16 protein-coding genes are annotated in these 21,279 nt (G+C 63.5%); 5 read left to right on the plus strand and 11 right to left on the minus strand.

The window, feature by feature from the left end; translation table 11 throughout:
- Positions 1-11: 11 nt before the first annotated feature.
- Entirely contained in the window at positions 12-1,070 is a 1,059-nt protein-coding gene (locus PQQ53_RS11185; RefSeq protein WP_408324105.1) for a serine hydrolase domain-containing protein, read from the plus strand.
- A gap of 163 nt (positions 1,071-1,233) precedes the next feature.
- Here the strand turns inward: PQQ53_RS11185 and PQQ53_RS11190 are convergent, their stop codons facing one another.
- The 10 genes from PQQ53_RS11190 to gltS form a co-directional block, all read right to left on the minus strand.
- Positions 1,234-1,785 (minus strand): glutathione peroxidase, encoded by a 552-nt coding sequence (locus tag PQQ53_RS11190; RefSeq protein ID WP_408324106.1) that lies wholly within the window; start codon positions 1,783-1,785, stop codon positions 1,234-1,236.
- Positions 1,786-1,984: 199 nt separating this feature from the next.
- A complete protein-coding gene (locus PQQ53_RS11195) occupies positions 1,985-2,728 on the minus strand; it encodes a FadR/GntR family transcriptional regulator (protein WP_408142854.1) in 744 nt (247 codons plus the stop codon).
- Between the two features lie 34 nt (positions 2,729-2,762).
- Positions 2,763-4,283, minus strand: a complete 1,521-nt coding sequence (arfA, locus tag PQQ53_RS11200) for an arabinosylfuranosidase ArfA (RefSeq protein ID WP_408142856.1) — start codon at positions 4,281-4,283, stop codon at positions 2,763-2,765.
- Between the two features lie 83 nt (positions 4,284-4,366).
- Positions 4,367-5,701: an extracellular solute-binding protein gene (locus PQQ53_RS11205; RefSeq protein WP_408324107.1), complete on the minus strand. Its 1,335-nt coding sequence runs from the start codon at positions 5,699-5,701 to the stop codon at positions 4,367-4,369.
- Positions 5,702-5,812: 111 nt separating this feature from the next.
- Positions 5,813-6,700, minus strand: coding sequence for a carbohydrate ABC transporter permease (locus PQQ53_RS11210; protein ID WP_408142859.1), 888 nt, complete (start codon positions 6,698-6,700; stop codon positions 5,813-5,815).
- Positions 6,697-7,623: a carbohydrate ABC transporter permease gene (locus tag PQQ53_RS11215; RefSeq protein ID WP_408142861.1), complete on the minus strand. Its 927-nt coding sequence runs from the start codon at positions 7,621-7,623 to the stop codon at positions 6,697-6,699. The genes PQQ53_RS11210 and PQQ53_RS11215 overlap by 4 nt, the downstream gene beginning before the upstream one ends.
- Positions 7,613-8,695, minus strand: coding sequence for an ABC transporter ATP-binding protein (locus tag PQQ53_RS11220; protein ID WP_408142863.1), 1,083 nt, complete (start codon positions 8,693-8,695; stop codon positions 7,613-7,615). The genes PQQ53_RS11215 and PQQ53_RS11220 overlap by 11 nt, the downstream gene beginning before the upstream one ends.
- Before the next feature lie 315 nt (positions 8,696-9,010).
- Entirely contained in the window at positions 9,011-10,342 is a 1,332-nt protein-coding gene (locus PQQ53_RS11225) for an MFS transporter (protein WP_408324109.1), read from the minus strand.
- A 251-nt stretch (positions 10,343-10,593) separates the two neighbouring features.
- Positions 10,594-12,327, minus strand: a complete 1,734-nt coding sequence (locus PQQ53_RS11230) for an IlvD/Edd family dehydratase (protein ID WP_408142867.1) — start codon at positions 12,325-12,327, stop codon at positions 10,594-10,596.
- Positions 12,328-12,695: 368 nt separating this feature from the next.
- On the minus strand, positions 12,696-13,898 hold the full coding sequence (gene gltS / locus PQQ53_RS11235) for a sodium/glutamate symporter (protein WP_408142869.1): 1,203 nt from the start codon (positions 13,896-13,898) through the stop codon (positions 12,696-12,698).
- Between the two features lie 298 nt (positions 13,899-14,196).
- On the opposite strand from gltS, the gene PQQ53_RS11240 reads away from it, so the two are divergent.
- The 3 genes from PQQ53_RS11240 (at position 14,197) to PQQ53_RS11250 (ending at position 16,516) form a co-directional block, all read left to right on the plus strand.
- The gene (locus PQQ53_RS11240; protein WP_408142871.1) at positions 14,197-14,583 is read left to right on the plus strand and encodes a DUF6232 family protein; all 387 of its coding nucleotides are present in this window, start codon (positions 14,197-14,199) and stop codon (positions 14,581-14,583) included.
- A 156-nt stretch (positions 14,584-14,739) separates the two neighbouring features.
- Entirely contained in the window at positions 14,740-15,078 is a 339-nt protein-coding gene (locus PQQ53_RS11245; protein WP_408142873.1) for a hypothetical protein, read from the plus strand.
- Positions 15,079-15,397: 319 nt separating this feature from the next.
- Complete coding sequence (locus PQQ53_RS11250) at positions 15,398-16,516, plus strand: hypothetical protein (RefSeq protein ID WP_408324111.1); 1,119 nt, start codon at positions 15,398-15,400, stop codon at positions 16,514-16,516.
- A 117-nt stretch (positions 16,517-16,633) separates the two neighbouring features.
- On the opposite strand, the gene PQQ53_RS11255 is transcribed toward PQQ53_RS11250, so the two are convergent.
- Positions 16,634-19,087: a glycogen/starch/alpha-glucan phosphorylase gene (locus tag PQQ53_RS11255; protein WP_408142877.1), complete on the minus strand. Its 2,454-nt coding sequence runs from the start codon at positions 19,085-19,087 to the stop codon at positions 16,634-16,636.
- Between the two features lie 762 nt (positions 19,088-19,849).
- Between PQQ53_RS11255 and PQQ53_RS11260 the strand changes: the two genes are divergently transcribed.
- Positions 19,850-21,217, plus strand: coding sequence for an MFS transporter (locus tag PQQ53_RS11260; protein WP_408324123.1), 1,368 nt, complete (start codon positions 19,850-19,852; stop codon positions 21,215-21,217).
- Positions 21,218-21,279: the final 62 nt, after the last annotated feature.

The raw sequence follows: 21,279 nt of genomic DNA on the forward strand, positions 1-21,279 counted from the left end.
GGACTCTATTCATGCAAGAAGATTTGCAACAGGCAGTGCAGTTCGCAGTGGATCACGAATCGCTTTGGGACCGTCACGTCGACGGCGCGTGGGGCGTGCACGTCAACGATCCGCCGCCGTGGAACCGGCTGCTCGGTCCGGTGCACGATCGCGGCCCCGTGTCGGGCGCGATCGCGGTGGACGGCCGCGTGCTCACCTCATGGGGCGAGCCCGATCGCGCCGATCTGACCTTCAGCGTCGCGAAGATGTACCTCGCGCTGCTGGCCGGAATCGCGCACGATCGCGGCTTGCTGCCGGACGTGGACGAACCGGTGCGCGTGCGGGTGCCCGGCATCGGCTTCGACGATGCGCACAACGCTGACGTGACCTGGGCGCACCTGCTGCAACAGACGAGCGAATGGCAAGGCACGTATTTCGGCCTGTCGGATCAGGCAGACCACTATCGCGCCGTCAATTTCGCCGCGCCGCCCGATGGCAAAAAAGGCGAGCTGCGTCCGCTGCAACGCCCCGGCACGTACTGGGAATACAACGACGTGCGCATCAACCAGCTTTCGCTGGCGCTGCTGCATCTGTTCCGGCAACCGCTGCCCGAGGTGTTCCGCGAAGCGATCATGCGCCCGGCCGGCGCGAGCGAAAACTGGCAATGGGTCGGTTACGACCATGCGTGGGTCGAGATCGACGGACGGCGCATGCAGTCCGTTCCGGGCGGCACGCACTGGGGCGGCGGCATGTCGGTCAGCGCGAACGATCAGTTGAAAGTCGCGCAAATGCTGCTGAACGACGGCGTCGTGAACGGCCGGCGGATTCTGTCCAGCGAGTGGATCGCGCGGATGCGTACGCCATGCGCGATCGCACCGTTTTACGGCTATCTGGTTTGGCTCAATACCGATCGCAAGGTTTTCCCGAGCGTGCCGGCATCAAGTTATTTCGGCGTGGGCGCGGGCAGTTCATTTACGTGGATCGAGCCCGAGCGCCGGATGACGGTGATCGTGCGCTGGTTGAACCCGGCCGCCGCCAACGAGTTCTTCGGGCTCGTTCTCAATGCGGTCGATGCGATCTGTGTCGATTGATGCTTCGTGTGTGCGATTTCAGGCCGCTGGGTGAAGGTTGATGAGTCTTCGCCTTCGCTCACCCGGCGGCCCTGAAAGACCGCCACAACTCGATTGAACGCAAGCATGAGTGCGAGCGCGGCCGATTCGCGCCGCACTCACGGCCTTCACACCACTCACTCCATCACGCCGCCTTGGCGAGTTCCGCGTCGATAGCGGTGACGAGACGCGGATCATCCGCCGTGACGTCGGGCGAAAAGCGGCCGACCACTTCGCCGTTGCGGCCGATCAGGAATTTTTCGAAATTCCACAGCACGTCCACGCGATTTTCCGGATCGACGCCATAGCCCTTCAATTTTTCACGGAAAGGCCCTTCGCCGGTCGCGGTGGGTCGCGCTTCAGTCAGGCGCGCGTACAGCGGATGTTGATCTCCTCCGAGCACGGAGATTTTCGAAAAGAGCGGGAAATGCACGTCATAGCTCGTGCTGCAAAACGCGGCGATCTCGCCGTCGCTGCCCGGCTCCTGGCCCTTGAAGTTGTTGGCGGGAAAGCCGAGCACTTCCAGACCCGACGCGCGTTTGTCCTGATACAGCTTTTCGAGGCCGCTGTATTGCGGCGTGAGCCCGCATTTCGACGCGACGTTGACGACGAGCAGCACCTTGCCCTCATAATCGGCAAGGCTCGCTGCATTGCCGTCGATTGTTTTCAGCGGAATATCGAATAGCGCTTCTGCCATGGAGCCTCCTGGTTGAAGATGGGCCGCTCGTCAGCGTGATCGTGAGCCGAACGCGTGAGTCGAACGGTGAAGCGATCCAGCTTACCCGATCCGCCGCGTTTCGGCAGAAGGCGCTCCGAGGCATCCTGTGCGCTCAACGAGACGCGCAGTCTTCACGACCGGCAAGCCGCACCTCGATCAATCACCCGCCCTCGCGCCTTCACCCGGCGTCTTTCGGACTGATGGTGTACCTCAGCATTCTTTCGCGCGACGCCGCGAGCAATCGCGTCATCGCCGCGGACGCGGCTTCCGGTTCCCGCGCGACGATCCCGCTGCGCACCGCGTCGTGCAGTTCGATATCTTCGCTGGGCCGCGCAGCCTGCCGCAGTAGCATCTCGGACGACACCCGCAACGCGGCCTTGATCGCGCTGCCGATCGTGATGAACATGCCGTTCTGCGACATCGCGATGATCGCCATGTGGAACTCCAGCACCGCTTCGCCCACGGCGCGTACATCCGATTGCGCGGCCGGCGACGCGTAGGCGTCCGCCAGCTCACGGTAGCGGCGCTCGATCAGTTGCAGGTCGTCGTCGCTGCCATGGCGCGCCGCCAGAAAGCTCGCGCGCGGCTCGAAGCACAGGCGCATCTCGAAGATGTCTTCGACGATCTTCGAATCGAACTGCGCATTGAGGCGCCACGCGAGCACGTCGCGGTCGAGCAGATTCCAGTCGGAGAACGGCAGCACGCGGGTGCCGATTTTCGGCGTCACCTCGATCAGCCGCTTGCCGGTGAGCTGCTTGATCGCCTCACGGATAGTGGTACGACTCACGCGGTACTCGCTGCACAATTCGCTTTCGACGGGGAGCAGATCGCCCGGACTGAATTCGCCCGAGACGATCCGCATGCCGACGATTCTCGCGACCTGTGCCGTCATCGTACCGACGACGGGCTCACGCTCGAACATCACCCCTCCTTCGTAGACGCCCGCTTCGATCAACCTAGCCGCGCTTTGCCGCAGTCGTGACGATCACGTTCCACGAGCCCGGCTTCAGACGCGCGGTGATCTTCTCACCGTCGACCACCACACGGGCGTTGGTCTCGGGCACGACCGTCAACGGCGCTTCGCGCGTGTTCACCGCCTTCATGTTCGCGTGATGAAGTTCGAGCGCGTGATCGAGCGTGCGTTCGGCGCCGAGGCCGCGCAACTCGATGTTCAGGTCCATCTCGTCGGTCAGGTGCCGGTTCAATGCGAAGATCGTCGTGGTGCCGCTCGCCCGGTCATCGACCACGGCCGCGCACAGGTAGGCGATCTCGGGGAAAGTCTCGGCCTCGTACGACGGCGACTCGATCACCGGCTTGAGGACGCGGCCATGACCGAACTTCGACGCCTGCGCGAACGGATAGAAAATCGTCTGCCGCCACGCCGCGCCGCCCGGCTCGGTCATGATCGGGCCGATCACATTGACGAGCTGCGCGAGACAGGCGGTCTTCACGCGATCGGCGTTGTTCATCATCGTGATCAGCGCGCCGCCCACCAGCAGCGCGTCCTCGGCGTTGTAGACCTCTTCGATCAGGCGCGGCGCGCTCGGCCAGCCGGGCTTGCGCAGATCGTTGATCGAGCGGGCCTTGTACCAGACGTTCCATTCGTCGAACGACAGCATGATGCGTTTGGTCGAATGCTTGCGCGCGGCCACGCTGTCCGCCACGGCGACGATCTCCTTGATGAACAGGTCCATCACGTCGATGTTGCCGAAGAACTCCGCCGTGGAGTCGTGACGGTTTTCGAAGTACGTGTGCAGCGAAATGAAGTCGACCTGATCGAAGCAGTGTTCGAGCACGCGGTCTTCCCACGCGCCGTAAGTCGCCATTTCATGGGTCGAGGATCCGCACGCCGCAAGCTGGATGGTGGGATCGACCGCGCGCATCAGCTTGGCTGTTTCGAGTGCGACGCGGCCGTATTCATCGGCGGTCTTGCGGCCGATTTGCCACGGCCCGTCCATCTCGTTGCCGAGGCACCAGAACTTGATGTCGTGCGGCTTTTCGTAACCATGCTCATGACGCAGATCCGATAGCGCGGTGCCGCCCGGATGATTGCAGTACTCGACGAAATGCCGCGCTTCGTCCGGTCCGCGCGTGCCGAGGTTGACCCCGTACATCGGCTCGATGTCGAGCTCGCGGCACCAGTCGATGAATTCATTGGTGCCGAACTGGTTGGTTTCGACCGAATACCACGCGAGATCGAGGCGCTTCGGCCGCTTCTCTTTCGGACCGACGCCGTCTTCCCAGTTGTAGCCCGACAGGAAGTTGCCGCCGGGATAGCGGACGATCGTCGCTCCGAGTTCGCGCGTCAGTTCCATCACGTCTTTGCGATAGCCACGCTCATCGGCTTCGGGGTGGCCCGGTTCGTAGATGCCGGTGTACACGCAGCGGCCCATATGTTCGACGAAGGTGCCGAACACGCGCCGGTCAAGGTCCGCAACGACAAAATCGCGGTCGACGACGAGGCGGGAAGTAATCATGGTGAGAGGTCCTCTTGTGAGATCGACGAGGCGCGCCGCCCGATGCGGCGCGCTGGCTGACAAGTTCGGCCGCCGGGCGGCCACTACCTGGACAACAGCTTGTTGACGCGGTCTTCCGCGTCCTTCTGAACCGCCGGAATCGGCTTGCCGGAGGTCAGCATGTTGCTGACCTCGCTGCCGACAATCTCCTGAATCGCGAACTGGCGCGGCACCGTGTTCGGCAGCAAATAGCCCGTCGACGAGATTTCCTTGATCGACGAACGATGCGGCAACGCGTTGAATGCTGCGCTATCGATGACGGACTGGCGCGCCGGCAGATGCCCGGTGCGCGCCCAGTCGGCGTCGTGGTCGTAGAGGAACTTGAGGAACACGAACGCGGCGTGGCGCGTCTTGTCGTCCTTCGCGCCGCCCTTGAGCATGACCCACGAATGGCCGTCGGCCCACACCGCCTTCTTCTGGAACAGGTTCGGGAACGGCACGACGTCATAGCCATTGTTGGCGAGCGGCGAGTCCGACTTCTTCGCCAGGTTGGTCAGGTCTTCGATCACCCAGGTCCCGCAGATCAGCACGCCGGCCTTGCCGTTCATGAACGCCTGGTTCGATGCGCCGTAGTCGAGATTCGGCGTAATGTCGCCCGCCTTCATCAGAGCGTCGAGCAGTTGCAGCGCGTTCGTCACGGGCTTGCTCTGCAGATCGATCTTCGTCGGTCCGGACGGAAACAGCGTGCCGTTCTGCTGATACACCATCGTGTAGAGCGAACGCGTCTGCGCGGCGCTCTCGTTCGCGATCGGCATCGTGATGTACGGCAGGCCGGTCTTGTCCTTGAACTGCTTCGCCTGTTTGAGCAGTTCGTCAGGCGTGGTCGGCAGGATCGGCTTGCCGCTCGCATCGACCAGACCCGCCTTTTTGAACAGATTGACGTTGATGTGCCAGAGCCACGAATGCGTGTCGAACGGCAACGCGTAGGTCTTGTCGCCGAATGTGACGCCACGGTGCGCGTGGCCCGTGAAGTCCTTCGTATCGACGCCGACCGATTTGAAGCCGTCGTCGAGCGGCTCGACGAGCTTGCGCTTCACGTAGTCGCCGAGCACGGCTTCGTGCATCACCGAAATGGTCGGCACGTCATGGCTGAGAATGCGCGCGTCGATCTGCGTATAGTAAGGATTCCATTCGATGATCTGCGGCTTGACGACGATGTCTTCCTTGTTCGTCGCATTGAACTGGTTGACCAGCGTCGTGATGATGCCGCACTCGCCCGCCGCTTTGCTCACGTCGTTCACATTGCCGTATTCAGCGTCGCAGGCGCCAAAGAAACGCGACAGCGTAATTTCAGTTTTGGCCTGCGCCGGCGCCGTCAGGCCGGCCGTCAGACTCAGCAAGGCGAGCGAAAGCGCACCGCGCACGAGCGATCTTTTCATCGTTGTCTCCTAGGTCGATAATGAGCCGCGTCTTTCCGAACGACTGTGCGCGGCTGCCGGGTGGTCATTGGCGTGACCGGTTGTGCTTCGGTTGTGCTTCGCCAAGCTCGACTACCGCACCGTGGTGCCCGCCACCGCCGCCACGATGTACTTCTGGAAGAACAGATACAGCACGAAGATCGGCAGGCCCGCGAACACCGCTTGCGCCATCAGATACCCAATCCCCTCGGACTGTGCGAAATTGCCCTGTGTCGATGCGAGGCCAATAGTCAGCGTGTACATCTCCGGCTTCGATGCCGACACGAGCGGCCACAGGTAGTCGTTCCACGCGCTGAGAAACGTGAAGATCGCGAGCGTCGCCTGCGCGGGGATCGACAGCGGCAGCACGATACGCCAGAACACCTTGAAGCGCGACGCGTTGTCGAGCAACGCCGCTTCCTCGATATCCACGGGCACCGCCTTGAAGTACTGCGTCATCAGATACACGCCGAACGGCGACGCGAGGCGCGGCAGAATCAGCGCACCATAGGTGTTGTGCCAGTCGAGCGAGGCGAAGATGCTGTGCAGCGGAATCACGAGCGCCTGCTCGGGAACCGCGAGCCCGGCGAGGCAGATCACATACAGCCAGCGCTTGCCCGGAAAGTTCGTGCGCGCGAAACCGTAACCCGCGAGCGATGCGATGACGAGTGTCAGGAACGTCTGGCCCAGCGCGACGATCACGCTATTGATCAACCAGCCGCCCACCGCCGATGTGCCGATGATGCTCGTATAGTTCTGCAGCGTGAACGGCGGCGAGAACAGCACATCGGTATGTTGCTGAAGGAACGCGTTCGGCTTGAACGACAGCGCGAACACCCACACGAGCGGCGCGATCCAGACGAGCGCGAGCAGCACGACGGCGCCGAGCATCACGCGCTCGCCGAAACGGCCCGCGAGCGAGCCGCGCGAGCGTTGCTCGGGAGAAGGACTCGGGGCGGATTTGAGTGCGGCGGTGCTCATGCGGAATCCTTTCTGCGAACGATCCATGCCTGCGCGGCGATGCCCAGCAGCATCAATGCGAACAGCACCTGCGCCGCGGCTGCCGAGTAGCCGAATAGCCATTGACGGAAGCCGGATTCGTAAATGAACTGCACCAGCGGACGCGATGCGTTGTTAGGACCGCCGTCGGTCAGCAGTTGCGCCTGACCGAATAGCTGGAACTGGAACACCGCTTCGATTACCGCGACCAGCGCGACGGTGCGCCGGATCGACGGCAGCGTGATCGACGCGAAGGTGCGCCAGCGCGTTGCGCTGTCGAGCGCGGCTGCTTCATACAGCTCCTGTGGAATCTGTTGAAGCGCGGCGAGGAACAGCATCATCGGCAGGCCGACGATCCACCATACGGTGACGATCGCGATCATCGGCAGCGCGGTGGCTTCGTGCACGAGCGGCACGTACTCGGGAAGGTTCAGCGCGTGGCTCACGTCGGCGAGCAGTCCGTGGCCGGGCATCAGCACGAGCTTCCAGACCAGCGTGACGATCGTGACCGACAGCACCGACGAGCCGAAGAAAATCGCCCGCAACGCCGCGCAAAACCGGCCCGGCCGGTTGAGCACGAGCGCGAGTGCGAGACCCAGCGCGACGAACATCGGCACCGTCATGAACACGAAGTAGAACGTGTTGCGCACGGCGCCGCGAAAGATCGGATCGGCCGCGAGGTCGACGTAATTCTTGATGCCGATGAACTCGCTCGTGCCGGCGAGCAGGTCGACGTTTTGCAGGCTCAGCCACCAGCCGTACCCGAGCGGCACGACCAGCAGCAACACGTAGACGACCACGAACGGCAGCACGAACAGGCCGTTCGACCAGGACGCGAGGGGATTACTGAAACGGCGTTGCCGCGCCTTCGGCATACCTGCCGCCAGCGAGCGCTCAGCCGCCATGATGCGCCGTCCCGCTTGCGTCGAACAGATGCAGATGAGCGGCGTCTATGCTCATACGGAGCGGGTCGCCGGCCTGCAATTCGTATTCGCGTGGAATCTCGATCACGATTAGCTGATTGCTCGCGAGACTCACGTGCGCGAGCGAACGATCGCCGAGCCGTTCGATGAATTCGGCGCGGCCGCCGAGCGGACCGTTCGCGTCGATCACCACGTGCTCGGCGCGAATGCCGAGCGTGAGCTGGCCCAATGGCAAACCGCCGGCCGCGATGGTGGTGGGAATGACGACATTGTCGACCGGCAGGCGTACGAGCAGACGGCCGCCGTTATCGCCTGCGGGCTCGACGTCGATAAAGTTCATGGCCGGTGCACCGATGAATCCCGCAACGAAGCGCGTGGCCGGACGGCGGTAGATGTCGAGCGGCGCACCAATCTGCTCGATGCGTCCGCGATTCATCACGACGATGCGCGTGGCAAGCGTCATCGCTTCGATCTGGTCGTGCGTGACGAAGATCATCGTCGAACTGAGACGGCGATGGATGCGGGCAAGCTCGACTCTCGTGCGGGTGCGCAGCGACGCATCGAGATTCGACAATGGCTCGTCGAACAGGAATGCTTCGGGCTCCTTAACCACCGCACGGCCAATCGCCACCCGTTGACGCTGACCACCCGACAATTGTGCGGGACGACGCTTGAGCAACGCATCGAGTTCGAGCATACGGGCCGCTTCGGTAATGCGCCGCTCGATCTCGCTCGCGGCGACACCCGTATTGCGCAGTCCGAACGCCATGTTGTCGTAGACCGTCATGTGCGGATAGAGCGCGTAGTGCTGGAACACCATCGCGACATCGCGCCTCGCCGGTGGCAGGTTCGTGACCTCGCGGCCGCCAATGCTGATCTGCCCTTCGCTGACGTTTTCGAGTCCGGCGATCATGCGCAGCAGAGTCGACTTGCCGCAGCCGGAGGGGCCTAGAAAGACGAGGAATTCGCCTTCGTGGATATTGAGGTCGAGACCCGTGATCACTTCCGTCTCGCCATACCGCTTTGTCACGCCGTTGAGCTGAATGCCCGTCACCGCGCCTCCTTGGGTTATGTCCCGGAACTGCTGTCTCTGTCTGCTTTGATATTATGAAAATATAATAAGGTAGCCTGATTGGAGACGTCCAATCCCTGTTTCGATATCGAGGTATTCGGGTTTCGGTATGCGCATGCGTATTGGATCGCACTGCGATGCTTCGATTCGGGCTTGAGGACGCTGATCAGGGTGCAGAGCCCCGCGCCGACATTGGCTGTCAAGAGAATTGTGAAGAATCGGCAAGGGTTAACGAGCCCGCGCGATCGAATAGCCGATCAAGCAACGGCGAGGCGGGCTCTTTTATATTTCTTTTTCTTACGTCGCGCGGGGCGCGTGCAGCGCTGAGCGCACGACGAAGGTAATCACAACCGCAAACACCAGCGTCGCCGCGAGAAAGTACAGGCCGGCGGCGAGGCTGCCGGTCGCATCCTTGATGAGCCCGATTCCGTACGGCCCCAGATAACCGCCGAGATTGGCGAGCGAATTGATCGTCGCAATGCCGACGGCAGCACTCGCGCCGGTCAGGAACTGCCCCGGCAGGGCCCACACCACTGCCTGAATCGAATACAGCGAAAACGCCGTCAGGCAGATGAAGATGAATTGCAGCAGCGGCGCTTGCGCCCACGCGCTGGCCGCCATCGTCACGGCCGCGAGAGCGGATACGACGACGATGTGCCAATAACGCTCGCCGTGACGATCCGAATGACGCGGCACCAGATACAGACCCACCACGGCGAACAGATACGGCACCGCCGACAGCAGACCCGTGGTCGAATCGCTGACGCCGAATGCCTTGATGATGGTCGGCAGCCACAACGACAATCCGTAGATGCTCAACGGAAACGGCAGAAACAGCAGCGCCAGCAGCAGCACGCGTTTGTCCTTCAGCGCGGCGAGCGGATTGCGATGCGATTCGAGCCCGTAGGACGCGTGATCGGTAGCCAGTTCACGTTCGATCCACGCACGATCTGCCGACGCGAGCCAGTGCGCGCGGGCGGGCGACTCCGGCAGAAGACGTAGCGTGGGCCAACACAGCAGCACGGCCGGCAATCCGCTCAGCACGAACAGGATCTGCCAGTTCGACAGACCGAACGCGCCATGCGTCGACAACACCATGCCCGCAATCGGCCCGGTCACGATGCCGGCGATGGGCTGAGCCAGCACGAGCAGCCCGATGATGCGCGCGCGGTGCCGCATCGGAAACCATTTGGTCAGGAAATAAAGAATGCCGGGATAAAGGCCCGCCTCCGCGGCGCCTAGCAGAAAGCGCAATGCGTAGAAGCTCCGTGGCCCTTCCACGAGCGACATCGCCATCGTGATGACGCCCCACGTGAACAGGATGCGCGCGAACCACACGCGTGCGCCGAAGCGTTCCAACGCGAGATTGCTCGGTACTTCGCACAGAAAATAGCCGATGAAGAACAGGCCCGCGCCGAGGCCGTAAGCCGCGTCGCTCAGGCCGATCGCCGCATTCATGTGCAGCTTCGCGAAACCGACCACCGAGCGGTCGATATAAGCGACCACATAAATCAGCGCGAGAAATGGAATCAGTCTGCGCGTCAGCATCCCGACGATGCGTTGCTCGTCGCCGTGCTCCACATGCGAAGGCGCAGCAACCTGCTGCGCGCCGGCCGGCTTGGTGCTCATTGCACTGTCTCCATCGATTAGGGTGGTGTCGTGTGGATGCGCGACGCGGCCTGCATGTCCGTAGGCGCCTTTGCGCCGGCCAGCAGTGCGACGCGACGGCGCGAGCGCGCGCGCGACTGTTGCGTCGCTGCGCGCGACCCGCGCGTGGTGCGCGTGAAACTCGGGGTTCTGATCAGACCGCGTGTAACCGCCGCCTGGCGGTTACACGGCTCACTCGACTCAGCGCGACATGCGTCGCCGAGCCTATGACGTCAATGAGAATGTCGCGGCACGGCAGCGCCGCGGCAACCAACGAGGAAATCGAGGTCGCAGCCTTCATCGGCCTGCAGCACGTGATCGACGTACAGGCGCTGATAACCGCCGCCAGCCGGCGCCTGCGGCGGCACATGTTGCGCCATGCGGCGCTCCAGTTCCGCGTCACTGATATCCAGATGCAGCGTGCCGGCATCGCAATCGAGTTCGATCCAGTCGCCGTCCTGCACGGCGGCGAGCGGGCCGCCCGCCGCCGCTTCCGGCGTCACGTGCAAGACCACCGTGCCATAGGCGGTGCCGCTCATGCGCGCGTCCGAAATCCGCACCATGTCCTTCACGCCCTGGCGCAGCAGCTTCGGCGGCAGCCCCATGTTGCCCACTTCGGCCATGCCCGGATAACCCTTCGGGCCGCAGTTCTTCATCACCATGACCGAATTGGCGTCGACGTCGAGGTCTTCGTCGACGATACGCGTCTTGTAGTGCTCGAGGTTTTCGAACACCACCGCGCGTCCGCGATGCTTGAGCAGACTGGGCGTGGCCGCCGACGGCTTGAGCACCGCGCCGCGCGGCGCGAGATTGCCGCGCAGCACGCGAATGCCGCCATCGGCGACGAGCGGGTTGTCGAGCTGGCGGATGACTTCGTCGTTGGTGTTGGGCGCGTCCTTGACGTTGTCCCACAGCGATTTGCCGTTGACGGTCAGCGCACCGGGATGCGGCAGCAGGTCCGCTTCACCGAGCCGGCGCAGCACCGCCGGCAGACCGCCCGCGTAATAAAACTCTTCCATCAGGAAGCGGCCCGACGGCATCAGGTCGACGATCGTCGGCGTATCGCGGCCGATACGCACCCAGTCGTCGAGTTCGAGATCGACGCCCATGCGACCGGCAATCGCCTTCAGATGAATCACCGCATTGGTCGAGCCGCCGATCGCAGCATTGGTGCGAATCGCGTTCATGAAGGCCTCGCGCGTCAGGATCTTCGACAGCTTGAGGTCTTCGTGTGCCATCTGAACGATACGGATTCCTGACATATGGGCGAGCACGTAGCGGCGCGAATCGACCGCGGGGATCGCTGCGTTATGCGGCAGCGACGTGCCGAGCGCTTCGGCCATGCACGCCATCGTCGAGGCCGTGCCCATCGTGTTGCAGGTGCCCGCCGAGCGCGACATGCCGGCTTCGGCCGAGAGGAACTGATGCAGGTCGATCTCGCCCGCCTTCAGCGATTCGTGCAGTTGCCACACTGCGGTGCCCGAACCGATGTTCTTGCCGTCGAGCTTGCCGTTCAGCATCGGACCGCCGGTGACGACGATCGCCGGCACGTCGCAACTCGCCGCGCCCATCAGCAGCGCGGGCGTGGTCTTGTCGCAACCGGTGAGGAGCACGACCGCGTCGATCGGATTGCCGCGGATCGCTTCCTCGACGTCCATCGCCGCGAGATTGCGCGTGAGCATCGCGGTCGGACGCAGGTTCGATTCGCCGTTTGAAAACACCGGGAACTCGACCGGGAACCCGCCCGCTTCGTAGACGCCACGCTTCACGTGCTCGGCGATCTTGCGAAAGTGCGCGTTGCACGGCGTGAGTTCCGACCAGGTGTTGCAGATGCCGATGACCGGACGGCCATCGAATTCGTGATCGGGAATGCCCTGATTCTTCATCCAGCTTCGATACATGAAGCCGTTCTTGTCGGCCGTGCCGAACCATTCAGCCGAACGCAATTTCCGCTTATTTTCCGACATGCCTATTTCCTTGATGCACGTGCCGGGGCACAGCACCGGCCAGTTTGACCTAACCGGCGCGGCGCGACCGGCGAGATGACGATTAAGCGGCTGGCTACAGCGCGTTCCGCGCTGTCTCGGGCCTCGCAAAGCTCTGGAATGCGGATCACGGAAGGCTGTCGCTCAATTTATGGGACTGCTGAAGTGTACGGAGCAGGCCGATATCTTTCCAATTAAATTTTTGGCGGTATCGATATCAGTTTTGGTATCAGAGGGTGGGACGTGCGCGGGATGGGCGTCCCGCGAAGGTGCGACACAGATAGACGCTGAATTCGCGGTCCCGCAATTGGTCATCCTCTGGCGAAGCCGATCGGCCCGCCTCAAGCGTATCAGCGAAAGAACGGCAGCGCGAGAAACAGCTTGATGACGATCGCGTTGACGATGTCCATGAAAAACGCGCCGGTCATCGGGACGATCAGGAACGCGATGTGGGAATGGCCGAAACGGTTGGTAATCGCCTGCATGTTGGCGATGGCGGTGGGCGTCGCGCCCATGCCCAGGCCGCAATGCGCGGCGCTCAGCACGACCGCGTCGTAGTTGCGCCCCATCACTGGGAACGTCACGAACACCGCATACAGCGCCATCAGCAGCGTCTGCGCGACGAGGATCGCGATGACCGGCACCGCGAGCGCCGCGAGTTCCCACAGGTCGAGTCTCATCAGCGCCATCGCCAGAAACAACGCGAGGCTGACATTGCCCACGAGCGCGACCGCATGCTGATCGAGTTGCACCCGCACGAGCGACAGCCCATTGTTCAATAGCACGCCGACGAACAGCACGCAGACGAACGTAGGCAATTCGAAGACGGTCCCGGCCAGCCACTCGGCCACCACCTCGCCCACGGTCAGACACACGGAGATCAACGCGAGCGTCGTGATGATCGCAGCGGGCGTAGTGGGCTGCTGGGCTTTGGGCTCTTCGAAGACCAGCGTCTCGTTCTCGCGATCGGAAATACGCCGCCTTTCGTCGTCGCCGATTCGACGCATGAGCAGGCGTGAAATCGGACCGCCGAGCACCCCGCCGATCACCAGCCCGAACGTCGCGCAGCCGATGGCGATTTCCGTGGCCGAGTTCAGCCCATGATGCTCGGTGAAGACCTGACTCCACGCGGCGCCCGTGCCATGACCGCCCGACAGCGTGATCGATCCGCCGAGCAGTCCGAAGAGCGGATCGACGCCGAGCGCGAAGGCGAGCAACACGCCGACCACGTTCTGCAGTATCAGCAGTCCACTGACGAGCGCGAGAAATCGGATCAGCACGGGCCCACCCGCCTTCAGGCTGGAAATATGCGCATTGAGACCGATGGTCGAGAAGAACGCGAGCATGAGCGGCACCTGCAGCGCGGGCTCGAAGCGCACTTCGATACGCGTCGTAAGGCGTATCAGCAGCACACCGACGGCAACGATGAGCCCGCCGGCCACCGGTGCGGGAATCGAGTAGGTGCGCAGCACGGTAATCCACTGAATCAGCTTCTCGCCGAGAAGCAGGACGAGCGAGGTCGCGACCAGAGTTCCGTATACGCCGATATTCATGAATGACCTCCCGACCGGAAGCGCAATCACGTCTTATCCCTTGGGCGCGACGCCGTGGCGGGATTGGATCGACCCGGGATTGCGCGAGCAATAGACGACCGCCGACCTGGGCAGGCGAGCGGATTATTTTCTATTCACGTACGGGCACATCGACAACCATGCTTCATGTTAGCCATTCCGCCGGCTCAGGGTAGAAATTTCCTTGACCCGCCACAATCCGGGCATCATGTCACGTCACTGGTCGCGTTGAAGTCTGCTACGCTGCGCCCTTCTCCTTCACTACCTCGCATTGAACCCGATGGAAACCCCTTTCAACGATCGCGGCGTGTCGGTCACGCGCAATGCACTCTCGTCCGCCGGCCAGGTCTTTCCGCTGCGCGATATCGTCGGCGTGCAGGTCGTCACCGTGCAGAAGAACAAGGTCTTGCCGGTGACGATCTCGGTGCTCGGCCTGATCGGCGCGATTGCCGGCGTGATCTTCGGTTCGCCGGCGGGCATTGTGTGCGGCGTGATGCTGGTCGCGGTCGGCTGGCTCACCTGGGCCACGCAGGACATCACGCATCGGCTGATGGTGCAGACAGCCGACGGCGAACGCGAGGCGCTGATGAGCACCGATCGCGAATTCGTCGAGCGGGTGGGCGCGGCGGTGGACGAAGCGAAAGCGGCGGCGGTGCAGAAGGCGTGACGCCGTCCACGTTTGTACGACACTCGCTCATTAGCACAAGCTCGTTAACACAAATTTGATTCGCGCAGCCGCAGCTTTTGCGTGCCATTGAGGCGCGCCTGATTAAAGTGGAGCGGGTATCGACAACGCGCGCCGCCTCTGCGGGTCGGCGCAACCATGATGCTCACTTCAGTCGCCACGTCTGACATCTCCGTGCCGCGCGTTTCGCGCATCGGCCACCGCGCCGCCCATCCGATGGTTCCGCTCGTCGTTATCGACGTGACCGTGCCCGGCACGTCGTCGGCCCTTGCGCGGCGAGCATTGCATGCCGCGCTCGGCGGCGATCTGCGTCTCTACATCGTGACCGTCGACCAGCTGCGCGAGCACATCGTCTTTCGCATCGAAGTGACCTCGCGCAGTGTCGACGACGTGATCGGTGTGCTGAGCGCCACCCTCGAGCGCGCGACGCTGGGCCGCGCGCATGCGACCATGATTCGAGCTTCGCGCCCGGATTGAAGCAGGCCGATGCAGGCGCGTACCGGCGCCTGACTCACCGCGAGCAAACCTTTACACATCTTGGCAATTGTGCCCGACGGGCCATGTAGAGTCGCCGCTTCCATTGTTGCGTTCCTTCTTGCAGGGTGTCTTCGCTTTGATGTGGCTTGAGCGTGTCTCCATCCGCGGCCGCTCGTGAATTCCGTCGGGGCTGGCTTGTATGAGCGATCAGTCTGCTCCGCACACGCCGCGAGTCGGCTTCACGCCGACACGAAACACCCCCAGGCATTGCGATGCATTGCCCCGCAAGAAGACCGCGCCTTTTAGCGAAGCGTGATCCATGCCCCTGTCATCTCTTCATGCCGCGCGGCGGCCTCTCCGTCCGCTTTGGCAAACTCGCCTCCGCGCCGGTTTGCGTGCCCTCCAGCAGCGTCTCGCTTGCATGGCGGCGTGCGCGGCCACCGCCCTCGCCGGTTGCGCCGCCACCTTCCCCGTGCCCACGCCGCCCCCGCCCACGGCCATGCTGATCAACGGCGGCAACGACGGCCTGCTGATTCCGCTGCATGTGGAGCGTGCCGACGAGGGTCACGCGCGCCTCGGCCTGCCGGTCCAGCTCGACGGCAAACCGTTGTACGTCGCACTGGACACCGGCACGCAAGGGGTGCGGATCCTGAAGTCGACGCTGCCGGGTTCGAACTACACGCGCGCCGGCGACGTCACGTCGCTCTCGTTCGCGAACGGCGCCGAAGTGGTGGGCGCCACGCTCACGCTGCCGTTCAGCGTGGCCGGCACGAAGCCGGCGCCGATCGCCGCGCAGGCAGTCGACGTGGTGCGTTGTCTGCCGGGCGCGAAGCGTTGCGTCGCGATGGACGGCTACACCGGCGAATTCGGTTGGGCGTTCTCCGGGATTGCCGGCATCGGCGCGGACCTGCCGGGCGATAACTGCTGCACGCAGCCACTGCGCGTGTTGCCGGGCAACATCGGGCAGCGCTATCTGGTGCGCTCGAACTTCGCGAAGCCTTACCTCGTGCTGAGTCCGTCGAATGCGATGACGAAGGACTACACGATGCTGCCGCTGGCGGCATCGAAAGACGGTGCGACGCAATGGCCGACCGGCTGCGTGCGTGTCGCCGACAAGATGACCTTCTGTGCGCCGCTGGTGTTCGCCACCGGCAGCTCCGGCATGATCCGCATCGAAACGGACAAGACGCCGAACTGGACCGGCGACGACGACGTCGGCAACGTGCTCAATCGCGGCAACTACGAGGCGGCGATCGGCGTGGGTTCGTGGACGCACCACTACGAGAGTGCGCAAGTCACGATCGTCAAGGCGAAGCCGAACGCGAACCGCATCGTGGTGGGTCTGATGGCGATGCAGAACATCGACGTGCTGTTCGATTTCCAGCGCGGCGAGTTGGGTCTGCATGCGGCGAACGCGAGCGAAAGTTTCGCGCCGTGAGATTGCGCGCGCGATAAACGCGCGCGATAAAAAAGGCCGTGCGGTTCAAACGATGAACCGCACGGCCTTGTCACTTATAGCGCGCTCAAACGAAACAGAAACGGCGGCCCGCCCTCCTCAATCGAGCTCGAGCTGGTTCACCCGCCAGATATTGCGTGCATATTCGCCGATCGTGCGGTCGGATGAAAACTGCCCCATCCCCGCGACATTCTCGATCGCGCTTTCGGTCCACGCGCGCTTGTCGACGAAGCGCGCATCCACTTCGTCCTGCGCCTTCGCGAATGCGGCGAAGTCGGCCAGCACCATGTAGTGATCGCCCCAGTCGACCAGCGTGTGGAAAATGTCCGAGAAGCGCACCGGATCGTCCGGCGAAAAGAAGCCGCTGCGGATCTGGTCGAGCGCCGTGCGCAGTTCCACGTTTTCCTCGTAGACGTGCCGGGGCCGGTAGCCGCTCGCGCGCAGGTCGTCCACCTCGTCGGCGGTATGGCCGAAGATGAAGATGTTCTCGCGCCCCACCGCGTCGCAGATCTCGATGTTCGCGCCGTCCATCGTGCCGATCGTCAACGCACCGTTGAGCGCGAGCTTCATGTTGCCGGTGCCGGACGCTTCGGTGCCCGCCATCGAAATCTGTTCGGACAGATCGGCCGCCGGAATGATCAGCTCGGCCACGCTCACGCCATAGTTCGGCACGAACACCACTTTCAGACGATCGCCGATCAGCGGATCGTGATTGACCTTCTCGCCGACGTCGCCGATCAGCTTGATGACGGTCTTCGCCATCCGGTACGCGGAGGCGGCCTTGCCCGCGAACATCACGACGCGCGGCACCCAGTCGCGCTCCGGATTCGCGCGAATCTGGTTGTAGCGCACGATCACATGCAGCACGTTCAGTAGTTGCCGCTTGTATTCGTGAATGCGCTTGACCTGCAGGTCGAACAACGCGTCCGGATTGAAATGCTGTCTCGTATGCTGCACGAGCCGTTGCACGAGCCGCAATTTGTTTTGCCGTTTGGCTTCCCGGAAAGCCTCGATGAAGCCGTCGTCGGTGCGCAGATTGCGCAACTGCTCCAGCTCGAACAGATTGCTGCGCCAATGCTTGCCGATCCGTTCGTCGATCAGCGACGACAGCGGCGGACTCGCTTGCGCGAGCCAGCGGCGTGGCGTGATGCCATTGGTCACATTGGTGAAGCGGTCGGGATAGATGCGCGCGAAGTCGGCGAAGATGTCGCGCGTCATCAGTTGCGAATGCAGCTTCGACACGCCGTTCACCTTGTGACTCGCGACGATCGCCAGATACGCCATGCGCACGCGCCGCTGCCCGTACTCGTCGACGAGTGAGATGCGGCGGATCATCTCGGCATCATGACCCGAGTGCTCGCTGACGTGCTTCAGAAACTGCGCGTTGATCTCGAAGATGATCTCGAGATGCCGCGGCAACAGACGCGCGAGCATCTCGACGTCCCACGTTTCGAGCGCTTCGGGCATCAGCGTGTGGTTCGTGTAAGAGAAGATCTGCGTGACGTGTTTCCAGGCCTTGTCCCACGGCAGATGATGGACGTCCACCAGTAGACGCATCAATTCGGGAATCGCCAGTACCGGGTGCGTGTCGTTCAGATGCACCGCGACTTTTTCCGCGAAGCGCCCGAACGTGCTGTGCGTGCGCTGATAGCGGCGAATCAGATCCTGCATGGTCGCCGATACGAAAAAGTATTCCTGGCGCAGCCGCAGTTCGCGGCCGGCCGGCGTGGAGTCGTCGGGATACAGCAGGCGCGAGACATTCTCCGACATGTTCTTCGTGTCGACCGCGTTGCGGTAGTCGCCACGATTGAACGCGCCGAGATCCAGTTCCTCGGTGGCGCGCGCCGACCAGAGCCGCAGCGTGTTGGTCGCGTCGGTCGCGTAGCCGGGAATGACGGTGTCGTATGCGGTGGCGTTCACATGTTCGGTGTCGATCCATTCGACCTTTTCGCCGCGCTGCACCGTGCGCCCGCCAAAGTGAACCATGTACTTGATCTCGGGCCGCGGAAACTCCCACGGATTGCCCGCACGCAGCCAGTAGTCCGGCGCTTCGACCTGCTCGCCGTTGACGATTTCCTGACGGAACATCCCGTACTCGTAGCGGATGCCGTAGCCGAAACCCGGGATGCCGAGTGTCGCCATCGAATCGAGAAAGCAGGCCGCTAGCCGGCCGAGACCACCGTTGCCTAGCGCGGCGTCGGGCTCGATATTGACCAGCGCTTCCATATCGACGCCGAGGCTCGCGAGCGCTTCCTTCATCTGGTCGTGAATGCCGAGCGCCAGCAATGCATTTGTAAAGGTCCGGCCGATCAGGAATTCCATCGACAGGTAGTAGACGCGTTTCACGTCCTGCTCGTATTGCAGGCGCGTGGTTTTCATCCAGCGCGCGACCAGCCGGTCGCGCACGGCGAGGGCTGCCGCGTGCAGCCAGTCATGCGGATGCGCGGTGACGGCGTCCTTGCCGACGCCGTACATCATGCGATTGGAAATTGAGCGCCGTAGCGCGTCGACGGTACTGTTGAGCTGGTCGAATTCCAGATCGACGGCTGTCATCGAAGCCTCCGGTTAAGAGCGACGCGGCATGCGCGGACCGCACAGGTGACGGACGGGAGGCGCGTGCCGGTCAGGCGGTTTAAGAAACAGAGTAGGACATTTTACGGCTGCCGCACACCGGCGAGCACGAGCGGTTAGTTACGCACGTGCCATGCCCGCAAGCACGGGCGCGTACAGGCCGTTGCGCGCCGATACGACGGCTGCGCGCACGGACGCGGTGCAAATCGGCGCGTGGGCGGCACTGCGGACGTGCATCGCGAGCGCTGAATCCAATCCTAAGCACGACGCGAGTCGCAGCGCGTATTGGATAAACGTGGACCTGCAACAGCATTATTTTTTCGCCGCGTGACGCGCGGATGAACCGGGACGATTGAATCGGCTTCATCGTCGAATCAGGCTGCCTCGTCTGCGGAACAGTGACGCGAGTCACGTGTGACAGGGTGCTACGCGCATCCGTTCGAAGCGACTGGCCGGGGCTGACAGTTAGTTGCGTTCTGACGCCTGCATCGCATCCGTTCAGGTCAAAGCCCTCACTGTCCGCGCGCCAGCAGGATTTCCACGTCTCTGTAACAATCGCTACATTCCGCCGCGCGACCCGCCTCGCCCTGTCGATCAGCCGACGCGCACTTCATTCCACGCAACTCTGCCGCTCGCGTCGTGTTCTCCAGGGAGCCGCGGCAACGGCATGCATAACCGACGAGCCACGCCTTGTCCGACAAACCCAGCGCCACCGCCGCGCCCCCCTTCCCGGCGGACGGCCCGATGTCCGCCGCCAACCGCCGCGCGATGGCCGCGATCATGCTCGCGGTCGCACTCGCCACGCTCGACACCGCGATCGCCAACACCGCCCTGCCCGCCATCGCCGCGGACCTGCATGCGGCGCCCGCGGCGTCGGTGTGGATCATCAACGCGTACCAGCTCGCGATGGTCGCAACGCTGCTGCCGCTCGCCGCGCTCGGCGATATCGTCGGGCATCGGCGCATTTATATCAGCGGCATTGCGCTGTTCACGCTGGCCTCGCTCGCGTGCTCGATGGCCTCGACGCTGCCGCTGCTCGCCGCCGCGCGCGTGCTGCAAGGGCTCGGCGCGAGCGCGATCATGAGCGTGAATACCGCGTTGATCCGCTATCTGTATCCGCCGCACCGGCTCGGGCGCGGCCTCGGCACCAATGCGCTGATCGTCGGCGTGTCGTTCGCGGTGGGGCCGACGGTGGCCTCGCTGATCCTGTCGGTGGCCGCGTGGCCGTGGCTGTTCGCCGTCAACGTGCCGCTCGGCGTGCTGGCGTTGGCCTTTGCATGGCCCGCGTTGCCGCACACCGGGCGCGGCAAGCACAATTTCGATCCGGTCGCGGCGCTGCTCAACGTGATCACGTTCGCCGCATTGATTTTCGCGCTCGGCGAGGCGGCCCAGCGCGCGTCGACGCAACTGGTGCTGAGCGCGGCGGCGATCGCGCTGGTCTTCGGCCTGCTGCTGATTCGCCGTGAGTCGGGCCACCCCGCGCCGATGCTGCCGGTCGATCTGTTCAAACGGCCGGTGTTCGCGTTGTCGGCGGTCACGGCCGTGTGCTCGTTCGCGGCGCAGGGTCTCGCGTTCGTCTCGCTGCCCTTCTACTTCGAGGACGTGCTGCATCGCAGCCAGGTCGAAACCGGCTTTCTGATGACGCCGTGGCCCGTGGTGGTTGCGTTGGCCGCGCCGCTCGCGGGCAGTCTGTCGGATCGCTATCCGCCGGGCCTGCTCGGCGCGATCGGGCTGGCGGTGATGTCGGCGGGGATGGCGTCGCTGGCGTTGTTGCCGGTGCATCCGCACGTGCTCGACGTCGGCATCCGGATGGCGATTTGCGGCGCGGGCTTCGGCTTCTTCCAGTCGCCGAATCTGAAGGCGTTGATGGCGAGCGCGCCGCCGGAGCGCAGCGGCGGTGCGAGCGGCATCGTCGCGACCGCGCGGCTGCTCGGACAAACCACCGGCGCGGCGCTGGTGGCGTTGAGCTTCGGGATTGCCGGCCGGCATGGTCCGACGCTCGCACTCAGCACCGGCGCGTTCTTCGCCGGCGCGGCGAGCCTCGCGAGCGGACTGCGGCTTTTGGCGCCGTCGCATCGCGCGGGTGCGCATGTGAAGGCGTCGGCGAAATGAAAGAAGCGGGCGCGCTGTGCACAGCCCCCCCCCCTGTTTTGGGGGGTTAACCCATAACCCGA

It is taken from the genome of Paraburkholderia strydomiana (assembly GCF_046030495.1).
In the GTDB taxonomy this organism is placed as follows: domain Bacteria; phylum Pseudomonadota; class Gammaproteobacteria; order Burkholderiales; family Burkholderiaceae; genus Paraburkholderia; species Paraburkholderia strydomiana_A.